The sequence below is a fragment of the Longitalea luteola genome, assembly GCF_017356035.1.
Classification (GTDB): Bacteria; Bacteroidota; Bacteroidia; order Chitinophagales; family Chitinophagaceae; genus Niastella; species Niastella luteola.
Genome location: NZ_JAFIQX010000001.1, coordinates 535,694 through 553,105, shown reverse-complemented (window position 1 = coordinate 553,105; position 17,412 = coordinate 535,694). Strand labels below are relative to the sequence as shown.

Sequence of the window (17,412 nt, the reverse complement as noted above, 5' to 3'; positions counted from 1 at the left end):
ATGCCTTTTCTTTATGTGAAGTGAACTTTCAATTATTTTTTGTAACTTACTATGAATAGATCTCCCTCCCCAGGAAAGCTGCACTGCTGTTAAATAACCACCAATAGAAAGAACTGTACTTTTTACTTATCATTTTCCCTTCCCAATGAATTAGCTGCCCCGGCTGATGGTGGAAAATTACTGCTATTCCAAAACGAACTACCATTTCTTCATTCTATAAAAACGGTGTACATTATGAACCTACTGATCATGAACAAACAACGCCGGCTTGTTTTAATTGTAGCGGTCATTGGGATTATAGTAGCGGCATTTGGAACAGTATCTTCGGGCAATGGCCTGTGGCTCTCGCTCATGGCGCCACTGGCGTTGATCGTATATGCCATGCTGGTTAAAAACCCGGGCAGCAGCCGGTCAAACGGCATCACCAACCAGCCTGTAACGCCTGCCATAAATAAGCTGGAAGAAATGATAAAACTGATAGATCTGAGAGACGAGGGAAAGATCTCTGATGAAGAATACCAGGAAAGAAGAGCCAACCTGATCTATTATTCTTAAAGCGACGCTTGTCAGGTCCAATTCAACTTTTAATAAAGCAAGACCAATGATGGACCTTACAGGTCTGTTTAACTGTACAATTATTTCCTGCTCAGGGAAGGATCCGGAACGCCCAGTAACGTAACCAGGTCTTTGGCCGGGGTCTTTTGGATGAATTCCTGGTGATTGAACAAATGCTCATACCGGCCTTTGGCAGAGATCGTTTGTACCGACAACACGATCTGCGTGAGTCTGAGGAATGCCTGTTCCCAGGTCTTGCGTACCAGTTCGCCCCAGGCGGCATATTGCGCCAACAGGGCATTCATATTACTCCTGGAAATATATAATAAGGAGCAGTTCTCGATAGCCTGGATATTGAACTTTGCCTGGCATTGATAAGTATAACTTTCAAGATCGGTAAAGAAGTTCCCTTCAAAAGCAAACCAATTGGTGACTACCAGGTTATCAACCATTGTGTATACCCGCAATGAACCCGTTTCAACAAAATAATAATTATCGCAATACTGACCCGCTTTAATAAGGTGGGTTTCTTTTTCGAGGGTCAGTGGCTGAAATAACTGCACCATATACTCCAACTCATCATCCGAAACGGAAATGGTGCGTTTGATATGATCTTTCAGCGTTTTCATTTAAAATAGTGTACACGGCGATGGTGCAACAGGCGGGATATGCACATTTCAACAGGACCATAACCGGTATTCCAAAGGTATGATTTATAATATCTGCTTCACATAAGTGTAAATACTATTTCCGAATTAATAATTTGTTTTCCCTGATTCGTAACCGCTTTATGCTTTTTACGTATATGTTTGTACCTACGCAAACATTACAAGTCCAGCGGAACCCCGGGTAGATCCCGGGGATTCCGCCTGGCACAAGGCCGTGAAACGGCAATTTCAGCTTCTTAAGTTCTAATCAGTTTCCTTTCTTCAGACCGACTTTAGCGAGGCCATCAACCAGTTAACTGGTTAACTAGTTAACGAGTTAACTAGTCAACACGTCAACTACCCATGACCAAACAACCTAAAATTAATGCCGCCTTCACATTTTAGTAACATCGAAAGTTTCCCTTTGCACCGCTTTTCAAAAACGAATCAACCATCCTTTCCTATCGCTAACGGAGCTGGCCTGCATTTAAAAATTTAAATTTATAGAAGGTTCACTGATCACCATCTCATTACACCAAACAATTAATCATGAGAAAAAAAAGCATGCGTTTTTTTTGTTTCCCGCTTGCCCAAAAAACAACATTACTGCTATTGACAGCCTGTTTATTGGTGCTTACCTTCCCGGTATCAGCCTTCCAGCAGCAGGATCGCACAATTAAAGGAAAAGTTACAGATGAGAATAATGCGCCGCTGGCTAATGTGAGCGTTAGCCTGCAGGGCAGCAACAGATCGGTTATGACCGATGAAGCCGGAAATTTTGAAATAACCGTCCCTTCCAAAAAAGCCGTCCTGCAGTTCACTTCTGTAGGGTATGTGCTCAAAGAAGTATCCGTAGGCAATCAAAGCTCCCTCAACGTAGCGCTTAGCCTGCAATCGAAACAGTTAAGCGATGTGGTGGTAACCGGTTATGGCCGGTCGAGCAAAAGGAATATCACCGGTTCCATCACCAGCATCAGCAGCGAGAATTTTAACCAGGTAGTAACCGGTTCGCCCACGCAGTTACTGCAGGGTAAAGTACCCGGCTTGAACATAACCCGCAGCGGCGACCCCAACGTACGCCCCACCGTTATCCTGCGCGGCCCTTCTACCCTGCGGGATGGCGCCAATGAACCCTTGTATGTAATTGACGGCGTTCCCGGCGCCAGCCTCGAACTGGTGGCGCCTACTGATATCGTTTCCATCGATGTACTGAAAGACGCCTCCTCTACAGCTATCTATGGTTCCCGTGCTGCCAATGGCGTTATTATGATCACTACCCGCAGAGCAAAACAGGGGCATACCATGTTGTCATACAATCCCTATGTGGCTATTGAGACCGTATCAAATAAAATTGATATGTTGAGCGGTGATGAGCTACGCGACTACCTGGCGAAGAACGGACAAACGTTATTATCACAATACAACGACAGTGGCGTTAACACGAACTGGCAGGATGAGGTAATGCGCACCGGCATTTCGCATAACCACAATCTGGCGTTCAATGGCTCCCAGGGCAATGCCTTGTTTGGCGCCAGCATCAACTACTTCGACAACCAGGGGATCGTTAAAAACTCCAACCTCAAACGCATCGTTGCCAGGGGCAACCTGGAAAACAAGTTCTTTAACGAGCGCCTGAAACTGGGTGTATCATTGACCAACAGCACCACTAAAAAAGAAGATGTTGACCAGGGCGCTTTGTTCGGTAACATGCTTACCTATATGCCAACGGTGAGCGTTCGCCGTCCGGATGGCTCCTTCACAGAAGACTTCAGCCGGGGTGGTTATTTAAACCCCGTGGGTATTCTGGCCAACAACGTACTGGAGAGCAAAGAGGAAAAGACCCTGCTGACCGGTTTGGCCGAAGTAAAGATCCTGAAAGGACTGATCTACACCCTGAGTATTTCGGGCCAGAAAGAACAGACCACCAGGAACGTTTACAACAATGTTTATTCCGGACAGGCAGTAGGCGCCAATGGCCGCGCTTACCGAGGTTCCTATGAAAATACCAAACAGGTGATTGAGTCCTTCTTCAACTACGACAAATCGTTCGGCCGCCATAATATCAAATTGCTGGGTGGTTACTCCTGGCAGCAGGACCGCATTGGTGACGGTTTCGGCGTTTCAACCCAAGGGTATACCAATGACCTGCTTACCTTCTACAACATGTATGTAAGTAACCCCTTCATTGTAGGTAACATCAAATTTGATACTGCCGTCATCAGTACACTCCGCCTGATCTCTTATTACGGCCGTATCAATTACCAGTTCGACGACAAATATTTAATACAGGTATCATTGCGTAACGACGGTTCTTCTGCCTTTGGTAAGAACAACCGCTGGGGTTATTTCCCGGCTGTTTCTGCCGGCTGGCGTATCACCCAGGAGTCTTTCATGAGCAACCAGCGGATCTTCGATGATCTCAAACTGAGAGCCGGGTACGGAGTATCGGGTAACTCCCTGGGTTTTGATGCCTTTACTTCTATCGTTCGTTACAGCTCCGGTGGCCGTTTTTATCTGAACGGACAGTATCCTACCGGTTTATTGCCTGTACAAAACGAGAACCCCGACCTGAAATGGGAGAGCACCGCGATGACCAATATCGGTCTTGATTTCGCCGTACTGAATAACAGGCTCAGCGGTTCAATTGATTATTATATCAAAAACACATCGGATCTTATTTATAACTACCCGGTATCAACGACCCAATACTTTGTAAACAGGTTAACAGCCAATGTGGGTAAAGTGAGAAATACCGGAATCGAAGTGAGCCTGAATGCGACCCCGGTCACCACTAAAGATTTTAACTGGAATACTTCACTGAACTTTGCGCACAACAAGAATGAAGTAGTATCATTGGCGAATGACAAATTCCCGGCCCTCACCTCTATTCCCAATGCATACCTGGGTGGCAAAGGCCAGTCAGGCAACTGGAGCCAGGTGATCATGGAAGGACAGCCTTTGGGCACTTTCAGTCTGTGGCATTATATGGGCAAGAACGATGCCGGCACCAGCACCTTCCTTACGGCAGATGGAAAGACCATTGCCAGCCAGCCATTGACTTCCGATTATTATATTGCCGGTAATGCACAGCCTAAACTGATGTTTGGCTGGAACAACACTTTTACATATAAAAACTTCGACCTGAATTTCTTCTTACGAGGTGTAACCGGTAACAAGATCCTGAACAATACCCTGGCGCAGTTGAACAGCCCCGCCGATTCCAAGAACAACAATATTCCCCAGTTCACGAAAGGCGAAGCCTTCACGGATAATATTGCCTACCTCACTTCAGACCGTTTCCTGGAAGATGGCACTTACCTCCGGATGGATAACGCGACCCTGGGTTATACGCTGAAAACAAAAGTGAAGGCGATCAGCAGACTGCGCTTTTACGTATCAGGCAACAATCTGTTTACGATCACCGATTACCGCGGTATCGATCCTGAGATCAACATCGGCGGGCTTACGCCGGGTATCGATGCCAAGAACTTCTATCCAAAGACCAGGTCGTTCATCATTGGCGCCAACATTATGTTCTAATACGATGCCGTTCATTTATTGTCATTCAAACAAAACAAGTTCACGCAACATAAAATAATTATGAAAAAGATTGTAATCGCATTAACAGCTATCGCCCTGGCAGCTGGTGCGTGCACCAAACTGGATGTTACCCCCGAATCACAATACATTGATACCAACTTTCCCAAAACGGCGGCCGACTACCAGGCGCTGATCGGTCCCATTTATACGCAGCTGGCCAGCAGGTACGCCATCGAATATTTCCGCATGCAGGAGCTCACCACCGATGAAGTAATTCTGCCCGGCCGTGACGGTAACTATGATGATGGCGGCCAGTACCGCCAGCACCATAACCACACCTATACGCCAGACCATGCAAACGTTAAGGATGTTTGGGAATGGGGATATGGCGCCATCAATACCTGCAACCGCGTATTGAGCAATATCGCCAGCTCAACCCTTGCAGAGACAGATCCCATTCGCGTAAACGCCATTGCCGAAGTGAAAGCGATGCGGGCATTGTTCTACTTTTTTATGATGGACCTCTATGGCAATGTGCCTATTGTTGATACCTTCCCGGTGCTGGAATTACCCAAGACCAAACCAAGGGCCGAAGTATTCCAGTACATAGAATCGAGCCTGAAATCGGTGGTGAAGAACCTGCCCGTAAAAAACGCCAATAACGCTACATTAACGTACGGGCATCCTACCCAGGCGATGGTATATGCCCTGCTGGCAAAAATGTACATCAACGCGGAGGTGTATACCGGCGCTAAAAGAAATACGGAGGCAGTAGCCATGTGCGACAGTGTTATCGCCAATACCCAGTATAAGCTCGATGCCAGTTATGCTTCGGTATTTGCGCCGGACAATGGCCCCAATATTTCCGAAACCATTTTTGCCATCCCGTATGATGCATTGCAGCTGGATGGCAACCAGTTTACCCGTCACGCCTTTATGGCTTATTTATGGCCTAAGTACGGCGTACCCAGCAACCTGAGTATCTCCATCAGCACCACACCGGAATTTCACGACAAATTCAATTTGCCTGGTGATGAACGGAATGACACCTGGCTGATCGGAAAGCAGTATAACTGGGATGGCACACCGTTCACGATAAAAATAAAAAAGAAAGACCTGGATGCCAGCTTTACAGGTACCAATACCGACACTGTATGGCAGCTGGAGATCACCAAACCCATCATCATGACCGGTAAAAAGCCTTTTGATGTAGGTAATGATTACCTGGCGCGTTGTATGGGTGTTCGTTCCATAAAATATTATCCCGACAAATCAACAACAGCGGCTACCCGCATGAGCGGAAATGATATGCCCATCTTCCGGCTGGCGGATATTTATTTAATGAAAGCAGAGGCCATTATGCGTGGAGCTGCTGCAACTACCGTAAATGGAGAATTGCAGGATGAGCTCACTTTATTGAACAAGGTACGCGCCCGGGCAAAAGCGCCCTTAGCCACATCGGTTACCCTGGATGAACTGCTCGACGAGCGTGGCCGGGAATTACATTGGGAAAACTGGCGCCGCAACGACCTCATCCGCTTTGGCAAATATGAAGTGGAGTATCCTATTCCTGGTGATGTAGCCACTTCCGGTTATACACCTGGCATGAATAAAGATATCCGCAGAAGGATCTTTCCCATCCCTACTTCAGAAAGAAAACTGAATGCGAACCTGGATCAGAATCCTGGTTATTGATCTTGCAACTTATGAATACGCGCCCATGAAATGCAGGTCCCGGTTTTTAACCGGGACTTTTTTTTGTGGGACAACCACCCGAACAGGCAGCCAACACCGCTGTAACCCTTGCATAACCCTTGGTTAGTTTCATTGGAGAAATTGAGATATCCCGGAGATATCCCCGAGATATCCCGGAGATGTTCCGGAGATATTTCGCCTCTAATAAGATCCGGAATATCTCCGTAAATGGATGGATACACAAATGCAAAATGTGTAAAATATACTAGAAGCCTTCCTAAAGCCTTGCTGCCCCAGGTGACATTAGGCCCTGAATCCCGTACTTGTACCCTGCCTTTGGACTTGAGCCCTTTTACCTTGCGCCTTGTACCTTGTGTTTTCCTTACCTTCAGGCATGTTTTCAGCCAACCTTCCCAAAGACAGGACAGCCTTTAGCACCGAGATCATTGCCGGAATATCCTCCTTCCTGGCTACATCCTATATTATTGTGGTAAACCCATCCGTCCTCAGCCAGGCAGGTTTGCCCTTCAGTGGAGTGCTTACAGCCACTGTACTGGTTTCGTTCTTCAGCAGTTTGATGATGGGATGGTATGCAAAGAACCCGGTGCTGGTGGCGCCGGGCATGGGCCTCAATGCTTTTTTTACTTTTTCAGCGGTGATCGGTATGAAAGTTCCCTGGCCCGTTGCTTTAGGCGCCGTGTTCTGGAGCGGCATTCTTTTTTTGATCCTATCGGCCTTCAACATCCGCACATATATCGTTCGCGCTATCCCCCGTCCGCTGCGTTACGCCATTGCAGCCGGCATAGGATTGTTTATAACCCTCATTGGTTTTGTAAATGCCGGTTTCATTGTCCACAATCCGGCTACGATCGTGGGCATTGGCAAATTACATCCCACCTTACTTACTTTTCTTGCCGGTTTATTATTTACCGCTGTGCTGGTGACCCGCCAGGTGAAGGGCGCTATCCTCATTGGTATTCTTTTCACCACATTGGCTGCTTTGCCATTGGGCCGCTGGTGGGCCATGGATACACTCCCTTTAATAACATGGAAGGGATTGTTTGCTGCACCGGATTTTAGTCTCGTTCTGAAACTCGATCTTCTCAATTCCCTGCAATGGTCTGTAGTACCGGTGATCTTCGCCTTTGTGTTTACCGATATGTTCGACAGCCTGTCAACCCTCGTCGGTTTATCTGAAGCAGCCAACCTGCTCGATGAGAATGGCGAGCCGCGCAATATAAAACGGGCATTAATAACCGATGCGGTGGCCACTACCCTTGCCGGATTGGTAGGCAGCAGTCCCGGTACTGCTTATATTGAATCGGCGGTCGGCATTAAGGAAGGTGGCCGAACAGGGCTAACCGCTATTACAGGCGCTTTGTTATTCTTACCTTTTTTATTCCTGGCACCGCTCTTATCCGTTGTGCCGGCTATTGCCACAGCACCGGCGCTCGTACTGGTAGGCGTGTTCATGGTTCAACCGGTAACCAGGATCAACTGGGTACAACTCGATGAAGCCATACCGGCCTTTCTCGCTATGGTGATCATTCCTTTCTCTTACAGCATAACACAGGGGATCATCTGGGGCTTTCTTAGCTGGACGGCCATTAAACTGATCGTTGGTAAAAGAAAAGACATCTCCTTAGCACTTTGGATCATAGATCTATTCGCTATACTTGCTTTGATTCTTGAGTAGTTACCGGAAGCCATCAAGGCTGTTACAAGTTACAGGACACAAGGCGTCAATTTGAAAAAGGCTGATAAATACGTTGTCTGCGTGTTGCAGGCCGTCAACTTTCAACCTGCAATTGCTTCACCATTGACCCACGCCTTCGCTATCGCTACGAACGGGCAAGCATTCTCCATTGTATTTCCATTATCACATTTGCTAATTATCACATTAAAATACTAGTCCATTATTTTGGTGGACTTATAAAAAGATAGTAATCTTGTAGGATCAAATAAAAATTATTCAGATCCGGAACCTCTGGCCGGAAAGCGCTGCCGTTAGTACAAAACAATCTATAATGTATATAGCAAAGTGTACCATACACGTCTGTTGTTGTAAAAGCTTTTGTTGCTGATCTCCACGATTGCATCCTGATCTTGCTACCCCTGCCCATTCGGTAATATCAACTTTTCACTTAAATACTTTAAAAGAATGTTTCACAATACATCGTGATGATTTCTGACCATTGAGCATGCAGCTGATAAACGCATGATAAGACGGGAAAAAAATGGCCGGAAACTGTTCCAGCAGTCCCGGCCTGGCAAATAAAAAGGCTTAGCGATCACACCACACCAGCTATCAGTTAGCCAGGTGATGACCTCATTTTTCATTCACCAAAACAAAGATAATGAAGAAGGCGTACTACTTACCGGTCTTCGTTCTTCAAACTGCTCTTTTTAATTCCGTATTGGCACAAACCGGCAACGAACCTGCCACTGTCCCAACCGTTCAGAAAGCACCGGTTCAAAACATCGTATTCGGCGGCAGGATCCTCGACGAAAAGAACCGCACGCCATTGACCGGCGCCACCGTGCACATCAACGGCACCACCCACCAGGTGTTGACCGGTGACCATGGTGAATTCAGTTTTTTAACCGGGCAACGGCTGCCGGCCACGCTCACCATCAGTTATGTGGGTTATGTTACCCGCGTAGTTACAGTAACAGAAAAATATGCGGAAATAACACTGCCGGAAAAAAATAAACACCTGGACGAAGTGGTTGTAACAGCCGTAGGCATTAAACGCAGCGCCAAAGCGCTAAGCTATAGTTTATCCGAAGTAAAAGGAAAAGAACTGGTACAGTCACGCGAAGCCAATGTAGTGGCCGCATTAAGCGGTAAAATAGCCGGTGTGCAGATCAATAGCTCCGGTGGTTCGCCCGGCGGTTCTTCTTCCGTAAAGATCAGGGGCAATAGTTCCCTGCTGGGCAACAATGCGCCCCTGTTCATCCTCGATGGTATTCCGGTCGACAATTCCATACAGGACATATTACCATCCATCACCAATTCGGTTTCACTGGCTACGCCCAGCAACCGCGGTATTGATATCAACAGCGCCGACATTGCCAGCATCACCGTGCTAAAAGGTCCCGCCGCTGCGGCCCTCTATGGCATCCGCGCATCGAACGGCGCCGTGGTCATCAACACGAAAAGAGGCAGCGCCCTTACCAGTAAAAAATTACAGGTAACCTATAGCGGCTCCTTTACCATCGATGCGATCAATCGCCGCATGCAGCCGCGGCAATCACAATTCTCCAACGGCCTGGGCGGTCATTATATTCAACCCGGCATCACCGGTTCCGATGAGAACTGGGGCGCTTTGCTCGACACCCTCACCTACAGCGATTTGCCCAGCGATTTTGATAAGAACGGCCAAATCGTTGGCGCCAGCAGTCCGCTCTCGAATGGCCTACCGGTGAACAGGTACAACAATATCGATAACTTTTTCATTAATGGCTATACGATCGACAACAACATCAGCCTGTATGGTAATACCGGCAACGCTGGTTATTATTTTTCTTATGGTAACCTGAAACAAACCGGTATCATTCCCACCACTGATTTTTACAGATATACCTTCCGCTTCAATGGCGACTATACCGTAAACGATAAATTAAAACTGTCGGGCGGCTTGAACTACATCCAGGATGGGGCCCATAACCGCGCACTGATGGGCGGCTTCAATACGAATGTTGTTCGCGCCCTTGTGAATTCACCGGCCAATTTCGATATTACGAACGGCTATAAAGATGCCTGGAAACATCCCGAAGCGTATAAACTGCCGGCAACCGCCGCCAAACCCTGGGGCGATAGCCGCTCCTATGCCAATGGCATCGGGTGGGACAACCCGTACTGGTCATTGAACATGAACCCCCAGAACGACCAGTTAAACCGCTTTATCGCCTTCGCGGAAGCAAATTATGAAGTGAACAGCTGGTTGAAAGCAACCGCCCGTTATGGCATCGATAATTATACGGATGTGCGAAAAGGCGCCTGGAGCCGCGGCACATCGGGTATTGCCACCGGCACTATTAACGATGTGAACTTCAGCCGCCGCGACAATAACCTCGACTTCCTGTTATCATCGCAGCACCGCCTCGCCAATGACATCGATCTGAATGTGATCGCCGGTTACAATTATTACAATTCCTACAAGAACCAGCTCAATACCCGTGGCGACGGGTTGACCATTCCGGGTAATTTCAATATCAGCAACGCCGCTTCAACCCAAACGGTAAACCAAACCATCAGGAAGAAACTGGTGGCTGGTTATGCCGATATTAAACTGGATTACCGGAAATGGCTATACCTTGAACTTACCGGCCGTAATGAATGGACCAGCACACTGCCTAAAGGCAGGAACTCCTTTTTTTACCCTTCTCTCGGCAGCAGTTTTATCTTCACCGATGCCCTGCACCTGAACGGAAGCACCCTGAACTTTGGCAAGATCCGCGCCACCTATGCACAGGTGGGTAATGACGCTGATCCCTATTCGCTGGATACCTATTACGGCACTACCAGCGCCAGCGGCTGGATCCAAAGCGGCATCAGTTTTCCTTTCAATGGCCAAACAGGACTTAGCTACAGCACTACCATCGGGAATGCTGATCTGAAACCTGAAAGGATCAGCACGTGGGAACTGGGTACTGAATTACATTTCGGGAACAGCCGCACCATTCTGAATGCCGTGTACTACCATAACAACAGTAAAGACCAGATCATCCCCGTATCACTGCCAGGCTCTACGGGCGCACAATACACGCTTACCAATGCCGGCAGTATTACCAACCAGGGCATTGAAGCCTCGCTGCAGCAATATTTCATCAAAAAGAAGCAACTCACCTGGAGCGCTACCGCCATCTTCAGCAGGAACATCAGTAAAGTGAATTACATCACCAACACGATCAACAATGTGATCCTGGGCGGCATCTGGATGGAGGCCCGCGGACAGGCGGGTGATCCCTATGGCGTCTTCTACGGAATTGACGTAAAAAGGAATGAAGCCGGCAAAGTGGTGATCGACGATGATATCAGCAGCAGCAACTATGGCTACCCCGTGGTAAATACCAGCTTTACCAAAATAGGTGATCCCAATCCCGATTTCAACCTCGGTTTGCGGAATGAGATCAGGGCAGGTGCGTTCACCCTCTCGTTCTTATTGGACGGCCGTTTTGGATTTGACATCTTCAACGCCCCGCATTTACAAATGGTATTTAACGGCGTGGATGCCACCACGGCAGACAGGGGCTCTGCTACCGTATTTGACGGTGTTACGGCCGGCAAAGGCGAACCCAATACCATTCCGGCGGTTTTGTCGCAGGCCTGGTATCGCAAGACCTTCAGCATACAGGGCCTTTATGTAGAGCACGACGTATACTGGGTTAAACTGAAAGATGTGAACCTTACCTATGAATTGCCTGCAAAAATTATAAAACCGGCAAAGATCTCTGCCGCCAGCGTTACGATCACTGCCCGCAATTTCATGCTTGGCACCAATTACAGCGGCAGTGATCCGGACCTCGGCACGCGCAACGGTCTGGCCAATTTTTCCGGCATCGACTTCTGGACGACGCCCAATACCCACAGCGTGGGTATAGCCCTCAACATCACTTTCTAACAAGAAAACATGTAAACATGATCAACATCCGTTTCTACCATAAACTAAGCATGGGCATTATCGGTGGCTGGCTCACCGCATTAACCGCCTGCGATCTGTCGAAGACCAACGTGAATCCCAATGCTTCTTCCGAAGTATCACTAAGTGCGGTGTTAACCGGTGCAGAAGTTTCCCTGGCATTCAATACCGGCATCAATGCAGGTTTACTCACCAACATCTATACACAACAGGCCGCAGGCGCAAATGGCGATGCAGCCCCCTTTGATAATTACACCACCTCACCCGGCTATTTCAATGGCACCTGGACAGGCTATTACACCAATGCGCTCACCAATCTGAAGATCATTCAACAGACGGCTTCCGCCCGGCAATTGCCTTATTACAGCGGCATAGCCCGGATATTAACGGCTTTCTCCTATGGCACCCTCACCGACATTTTTGGGGATATTCCCTTCACGGAGTCTTTGTACGGCAATGGCATCACCAACCCGGTGTATGATAAACAGGAAGCGATCTACAAAGCCCTGCAGCTACAGCTCGATTCGGCGATCAGTGAATTATCGCAGCCGGTGGCTGACAACCTGGGCACAGTGCCTTCATCAGACGATGTGATATTCAAAGGAGTGACCGCCAACTGGATCGCTACCGCTTATACATTAAAGGCGCGGTATGCGATCCACGGCAGCAAGATCGATGCAAGCGGTTCGGCACAGAAAGTATTGGAGTACCTGTATAACGGTAATACCTGGCGTGGCATTCAAAGTAATGCCACCGATGCGCAAGTCGTATTTGGCGCTTCTACCACCAATGCAAATCCGTTTTACCAGCAGAATACCAACCGGCCTGGCTGGATCGGTTTGGGCGCCTCCTTTGTGAACCTGCTCAACGGCAACAAAGTGACCGATGCCAACACCAAACCTGAAGGCAATTATGTGGATCCGCGCCGGGCATCTTTTGCCACCAACTACCCTGCCGGCAGCAATACCTATCAGGGAAGCATAGCCGGAATACCGGGCGCGTTCTCCCGGATCGGTCCTTATTACGGGGCTGCCACCTCACCGGTAATACTGGTAAGTTATGCGGAAGCCAAATTCCTGGAAGCCGAAGCCAGGCTCATCCTGGATGCAACCGATCCTAAAGCGCAGGCAGCATTGGATGCTGCTGTGCGGGCGTCTTTTGCCAAAGTGATCAGCAGCAGCAACGATCCGTATGCCACGCCGCAGCAACAAACCGATTATATCACGGTAAAGGCCAGGCTCACCGGCACGTTCTCCAATGACCTGGAAACCATCATCACGCAGAAATACATAGCGCTGTTCCTGCAGCCCGAGGTATGGACAGACTATCGCCGAACCGGATACCCGGCCATTCCATTGGCACAAAATGCCACGCACAACGCAAATCCGAACGGCCAGATCCCACGCCGCATTCCTTATCCGCAAAATGAAACATCACTCAACAGCAACACCCCGGCTGGTTCCAACTATCAATCGCCGCGGCTGTGGTGGGACAAATAACACGATGTGCTGATGTGCTGATTTGCTGATGTGCTAATGAAATACAGGATTCACGATTCACGATTAAACACACTAACATGAATAAACAAACAATTATAGGATTGCTTACGTCAACCATGACCATTACCTCCGTGATGGGTCAATACAGTCCGGTACAAACATTCGGCGGCAGGATCGGCCGTACCCTGGCGGAGACAACGCCGGGCAATAAGCCATTTAATCCGGTGGCGCCTGCTCATGCGCCCAATATTGTGTATATTTTGCTGGATGATGTCGGCTTTGGCGCCAGCAGCGCTTTTGGCGGTTTGGTGGAAACACCCACGTTCGACAGTTTAGCCAACAACGGGCTGCGATACACTAATTTTCATACCACCGCCATCTGCTCGCCTACCCGCGCCTCTTTATTGACAGGCCGTAATCACCATTCGGTAAATATCAGCACGGTGATCGATCTGGCCATCGATGCGCCCGGGCATCATGGCTATATGCCTTTTGAAAAAGCCACTATTGCTGAAATAGCCCGTGAGAACGGTTACAACACTTTTGCCATCGGCAAATGGCATATAACCCCTACACCCGACCTTACCGGTGCCGGTCCGTTTAACCGATGGCCAACCGGCCGGGGATTCGATCGCTTCTACGGCTTTATGGCCGGTGAAACCGATCAGTATACCCCTATGTTGTGGGAGAACACTTCCAAAATAGAACCCGATCTGCAAGGCAAACACCTTACCACAGTACTGGTTGATAAAGCCATAGAATATATTGCCGGTCAAAAATCAGCAGCACCTGATAAACCTTTCTTTCTCTACCTGACGCCAGGTGCAACCCATGGTCCGCACCAGGTTGACCGGCAATGGCTCGACAAGTACAAAGGTCGTTTTGACGCCGGTTGGGATAAATACCGCGAAGAAGTGCTGGCCCGGCAAAAGAAGCTGGGCATTGTTCCAGCCAGCACCACATTGCCGGTGCGCAACCAGGGCGTGAAGGCCTGGGATTCACTGTCGGCAGTTGAAAAGAAAGTATTTGCCCGTTTTTTTGAAGCCTATGCCGGTTTCCTGTCGCATACCGATTATGAAATTGGCCGGCTGATCAATTATTTAAAAACCATCAACCAGCTCAATAATACGTTGATCGTATTGATGATCGGCGACAATGGCGCCAGTAAGGAAGGCGGTATAACCGGTCATGCGCAGGGCATCAATGAGTATATCGATGGCAGTTTGTTCAGCGAGCAATATGAAGACCGCATCAGGGAGATGGAGAAAATCTATGATGATATCGGCACTTCGAGATCAGGCCCCAATTATCCGGCGGGTTGGGCGCAGGCAGCGAATACTCCTTTCCGTTGGTTGAAGCAGGACGCCAACAGCGAAGGCGGCACCCGAAATCCGCTGATCCTTTTCTACCCCAATGGTATTAAAGCAAGAGGCATCCGTACGCAATACTCACACGTGAACAGTGTGACGCCTACGACTATTGAACTGGCAAAACTAACCGTACCAGCCGTGATCAATGGGTACAAACAGGAGCCGCTGGAAGGTATAAGCCTGGCGTACACCATTGCCAACCAGCAGGCGCCCGGCCGGCACCATATACAATATTATGAGATCAGTGGCAGCCGCTCTATTTATAAAGATGGATGGAAAGCGGAAGTATATCATCGCAACGGTACTTCCTTTGCCAATGACAAATGGGAACTGTACAACCTCCATGAAGACTTCAACGAACAGAAAGACCAGGCTGCTGCGCACCCGGAAAAATTAAAAGAGCTGCAGGCGCTGTTCGAACAGGAAGCGCAGAAATATAATGTATATCCCCTGCTCGGTGATACTACTGCCCGCAGTATTCAAAAGCTTACAAAAGGCCCGTTTGATATCCGCCGCCAGGCCATCCTGTATCCCGGAGTGGCGCAGTTACCCAACCGTGCGGCCCCCGCATTATACCAGCACTCTTTCAGCCTCAAAGCCGATGTGGAGCTTACCGGTGAAACTACAGAAGGTGTGCTGCTGGCTACCGGAGGCCGCTTTACCGGGTTCAGCTTCTTTGTGCAGGCTGGCAAACTAAAAGTTGCGCACAACAACAATGGCAAACTGGTGTACCTGGAATCGACGCAGCCATTGCCTAAAGGCAAGGCTGTTCTTCGCTATGATCTTTTATACAAGCCAGCCAAAAACCTCACCGATGAGGCGGGAACCGAAGCATTATACATTAACGATGTAAAAGTAGCGGAACGCACCATCACCAAAGCCGATGCTACCATCATGCCTTATGACGAAGGACTGGATGTAGGTAAAGACAATGGTTCTGCAGTAGCGCCTGTTTACAGATCGCCCTTTGTATTCACCGGTCAGTTGCATAAAGTGATCGTTGACCATCTTTCATTACCATAAACCATTTACTATGACATTGACTGATGTTGTTATCCTGTCAAAGAAGATTGCCGTTGGCATGCTCGTCTTCCTGATACCGCTGGCTGTTATTGCCGGTGGTATCTGGCTGGCCCATGCCTTATTTCAATAACCATCAAATAAAAAGATTGTAGTATGAAAACAGCACCCACACTCACATCAAAAATAACGCGCGATGCATTGATCAGTATCTTTATTTATGCATTGCCGGTAGCCCTTATGTTCCTGACCTTTTATTTAAGCGGTGTACGCCCGTGGGAACATGATAATACAGTTTTACCTTTCAGGGCGCCCTGGTTTTTGGAAGCCGTTTTTAAAAACCTGAGGACCTGGGGCCTGCCGGTAATAATGGTAGTAGTTGGCATTGTTGAGTTCGCCGTTGGGTTATATGAGAACAAATGGACGAAGAATGAGCGGATACTCGATATAGTATGTTTTATAGTTCCCAAAATCGTCATCAGGCCGCTTATTGCTTATTTCGGGCTGAAAGTATTGCCCGTTATTTTACCCGGCGGTAAAGATGCTTTTGCATGGATCCCTTTCTGGTGGGCGATTTTTATCATTGCTATTGCCGATGATTTAACCCAATACTGGTATCACCGGTTGCATCACCAGCTGCCTTTCTTATGGCGTTTTCACCGAACGCATCATTCAGCACCTTATATGGGAATGGCTATGGCGGGCAGACAAAATATTATTTATATTATTTTCTTTTCGCAGATCTATTTAACCACTTCACTCACTTACCTGGGACTGGGTTATGCTGCGTTGTTTGTATCCGGCATCAAGTCGCTTATTACAACGGGAGCGCATTCAAGTATTCCCTGGGATAAACCTTTTTATACCATCAAATGGTTAAAACCGGTGGGCTGGGTGCTGGAACGGCTTATTTCCACGCCGGCTACCCATCACGCCCATCATGCCGATACTACCGACGATGGGGTTGGTTATTACAAAGGCAATTTTGGCAATATGTTCTTTTTATGGGATGTCATTTTTAAAACGGGCATTATTACACGTCAGTACCCAACATCGTATGGCTTGAAACATTATAAAGAAGAAGAATGGTATGCCCAGTTCCTGTGGCCTATTCTTAAGTCGAAAAAAGAAGGCAGTGAACTCGCCGCCAATGGACCAGCGGTGGCAGATGAGAACATACCGTTGAACGGAGATCGCATACCGCCTGCTACCGGCATTGCTAGTTCTTAATCTGTAACTGCAGGGAAACAAATAATAATCCGGTTATTACTTGTTCGTTTAACAATTGTAAGTCTTTGTTATTATATCGCAATGAGATCATATTGGCACGCTTTTTTAATAGTAGTGGCCGTTAAACAAAGCACGGATATTCAAATTATTTGTGCTACTTTCTTTTTAATTAATAATAGCATAAACATCCGGTAACGTAAGCGTAAGGCCG

The 17,412-nt window shown here is 48.1% G+C and carries 9 protein-coding genes; 8 read left to right on the top strand and 1 reads right to left on the bottom strand.

What is annotated here, in order from left to right; translation table 11 throughout:
- Window positions 1–234 precede the first annotated feature (234 nt).
- Window positions 235–555, top strand: a complete 321-nt coding sequence (locus JUB15_RS02060; RefSeq protein WP_207510654.1) for an SHOCT domain-containing protein — start codon at window positions 235–237, stop codon at window positions 553–555.
- 80 nt (window positions 556–635) lie between these two features.
- On the opposite strand, the gene JUB15_RS02055 is transcribed toward JUB15_RS02060, so the two are convergent.
- Entirely contained in the window at window positions 636–1,184 is a 549-nt protein-coding gene (locus JUB15_RS02055) for a Crp/Fnr family transcriptional regulator (RefSeq protein ID WP_207510653.1), read from the bottom strand.
- A 567-nt stretch (window positions 1,185–1,751) separates the two neighbouring features.
- On the opposite strand from JUB15_RS02055, the gene JUB15_RS02050 reads away from it, so the two are divergent.
- From JUB15_RS02050 to JUB15_RS02020, 7 genes are all read left to right on the top strand, one after another.
- The gene (locus JUB15_RS02050; protein ID WP_242696162.1) at window positions 1,752–4,742 is read left to right on the top strand and encodes a SusC/RagA family TonB-linked outer membrane protein; all 2,991 of its coding nucleotides are present in this window, start codon (window positions 1,752–1,754) and stop codon (window positions 4,740–4,742) included.
- A gap of 60 nt (window positions 4,743–4,802) precedes the next feature.
- Window positions 4,803–6,437, top strand: a complete 1,635-nt coding sequence (locus JUB15_RS02045) for a RagB/SusD family nutrient uptake outer membrane protein (protein WP_207510652.1) — start codon at window positions 4,803–4,805, stop codon at window positions 6,435–6,437.
- Window positions 6,438–6,831: 394 nt separating this feature from the next.
- Window positions 6,832–8,133, top strand: coding sequence for an NCS2 family permease (locus JUB15_RS02040; protein ID WP_207510651.1), 1,302 nt, complete (start codon window positions 6,832–6,834; stop codon window positions 8,131–8,133).
- Window positions 8,134–8,794: 661 nt separating this feature from the next.
- Window positions 8,795–12,064: a SusC/RagA family TonB-linked outer membrane protein gene (locus JUB15_RS02035; protein WP_207510650.1), complete on the top strand. Its 3,270-nt coding sequence runs from the start codon at window positions 8,795–8,797 to the stop codon at window positions 12,062–12,064.
- Between the two features lie 17 nt (window positions 12,065–12,081).
- Window positions 12,082–13,581 carry a SusD/RagB family nutrient-binding outer membrane lipoprotein gene (locus tag JUB15_RS02030; protein ID WP_207510649.1) on the top strand — a complete coding sequence of 500 codons (1,500 nt, stop codon included), beginning with the start codon at window positions 12,082–12,084 and terminating at the stop codon, window positions 13,579–13,581.
- 77 nt (window positions 13,582–13,658) lie between these two features.
- Window positions 13,659–15,974 (top strand): arylsulfatase, encoded by a 2,316-nt coding sequence (locus JUB15_RS02025; protein ID WP_207510648.1) that lies wholly within the window; start codon window positions 13,659–13,661, stop codon window positions 15,972–15,974.
- Between the two features lie 153 nt (window positions 15,975–16,127).
- Complete coding sequence (locus JUB15_RS02020) at window positions 16,128–17,201, top strand: sterol desaturase family protein (protein ID WP_207510647.1); 1,074 nt, start codon at window positions 16,128–16,130, stop codon at window positions 17,199–17,201.
- The last annotated feature ends 211 nt before the right edge of the window (window positions 17,202–17,412 follow it).

What these genes read in the sequence shown, in the direction of transcription:
- JUB15_RS02060 (WP_207510654.1), top strand. Translation starts at nt 235, where the DNA reads ATGAACCTACTGATCATGAACAAACAACGCCGGCTTGTTTTAATTGTA.
- JUB15_RS02055 (WP_207510653.1), bottom strand. Translation starts at nt 1,184, where the DNA reads ATGAAAACGCTGAAAGATCATATCAAACGCACCATTTCCGTTTCGGAT.
- JUB15_RS02050 (WP_242696162.1), top strand. Translation starts at nt 1,752, where the DNA reads ATGAGAAAAAAAAGCATGCGTTTTTTTTGTTTCCCGCTTGCCCAAAAA.
- JUB15_RS02045 (WP_207510652.1), top strand. Translation starts at nt 4,803, where the DNA reads ATGAAAAAGATTGTAATCGCATTAACAGCTATCGCCCTGGCAGCTGGT.
- JUB15_RS02040 (WP_207510651.1), top strand. Translation starts at nt 6,832, where the DNA reads ATGTTTTCAGCCAACCTTCCCAAAGACAGGACAGCCTTTAGCACCGAG.
- JUB15_RS02035 (WP_207510650.1), top strand. Translation starts at nt 8,795, where the DNA reads ATGAAGAAGGCGTACTACTTACCGGTCTTCGTTCTTCAAACTGCTCTT.
- JUB15_RS02030 (WP_207510649.1), top strand. Translation starts at nt 12,082, where the DNA reads ATGATCAACATCCGTTTCTACCATAAACTAAGCATGGGCATTATCGGT.
- JUB15_RS02025 (WP_207510648.1), top strand. Translation starts at nt 13,659, where the DNA reads ATGAATAAACAAACAATTATAGGATTGCTTACGTCAACCATGACCATT.
- JUB15_RS02020 (WP_207510647.1), top strand. Translation starts at nt 16,128, where the DNA reads ATGAAAACAGCACCCACACTCACATCAAAAATAACGCGCGATGCATTG.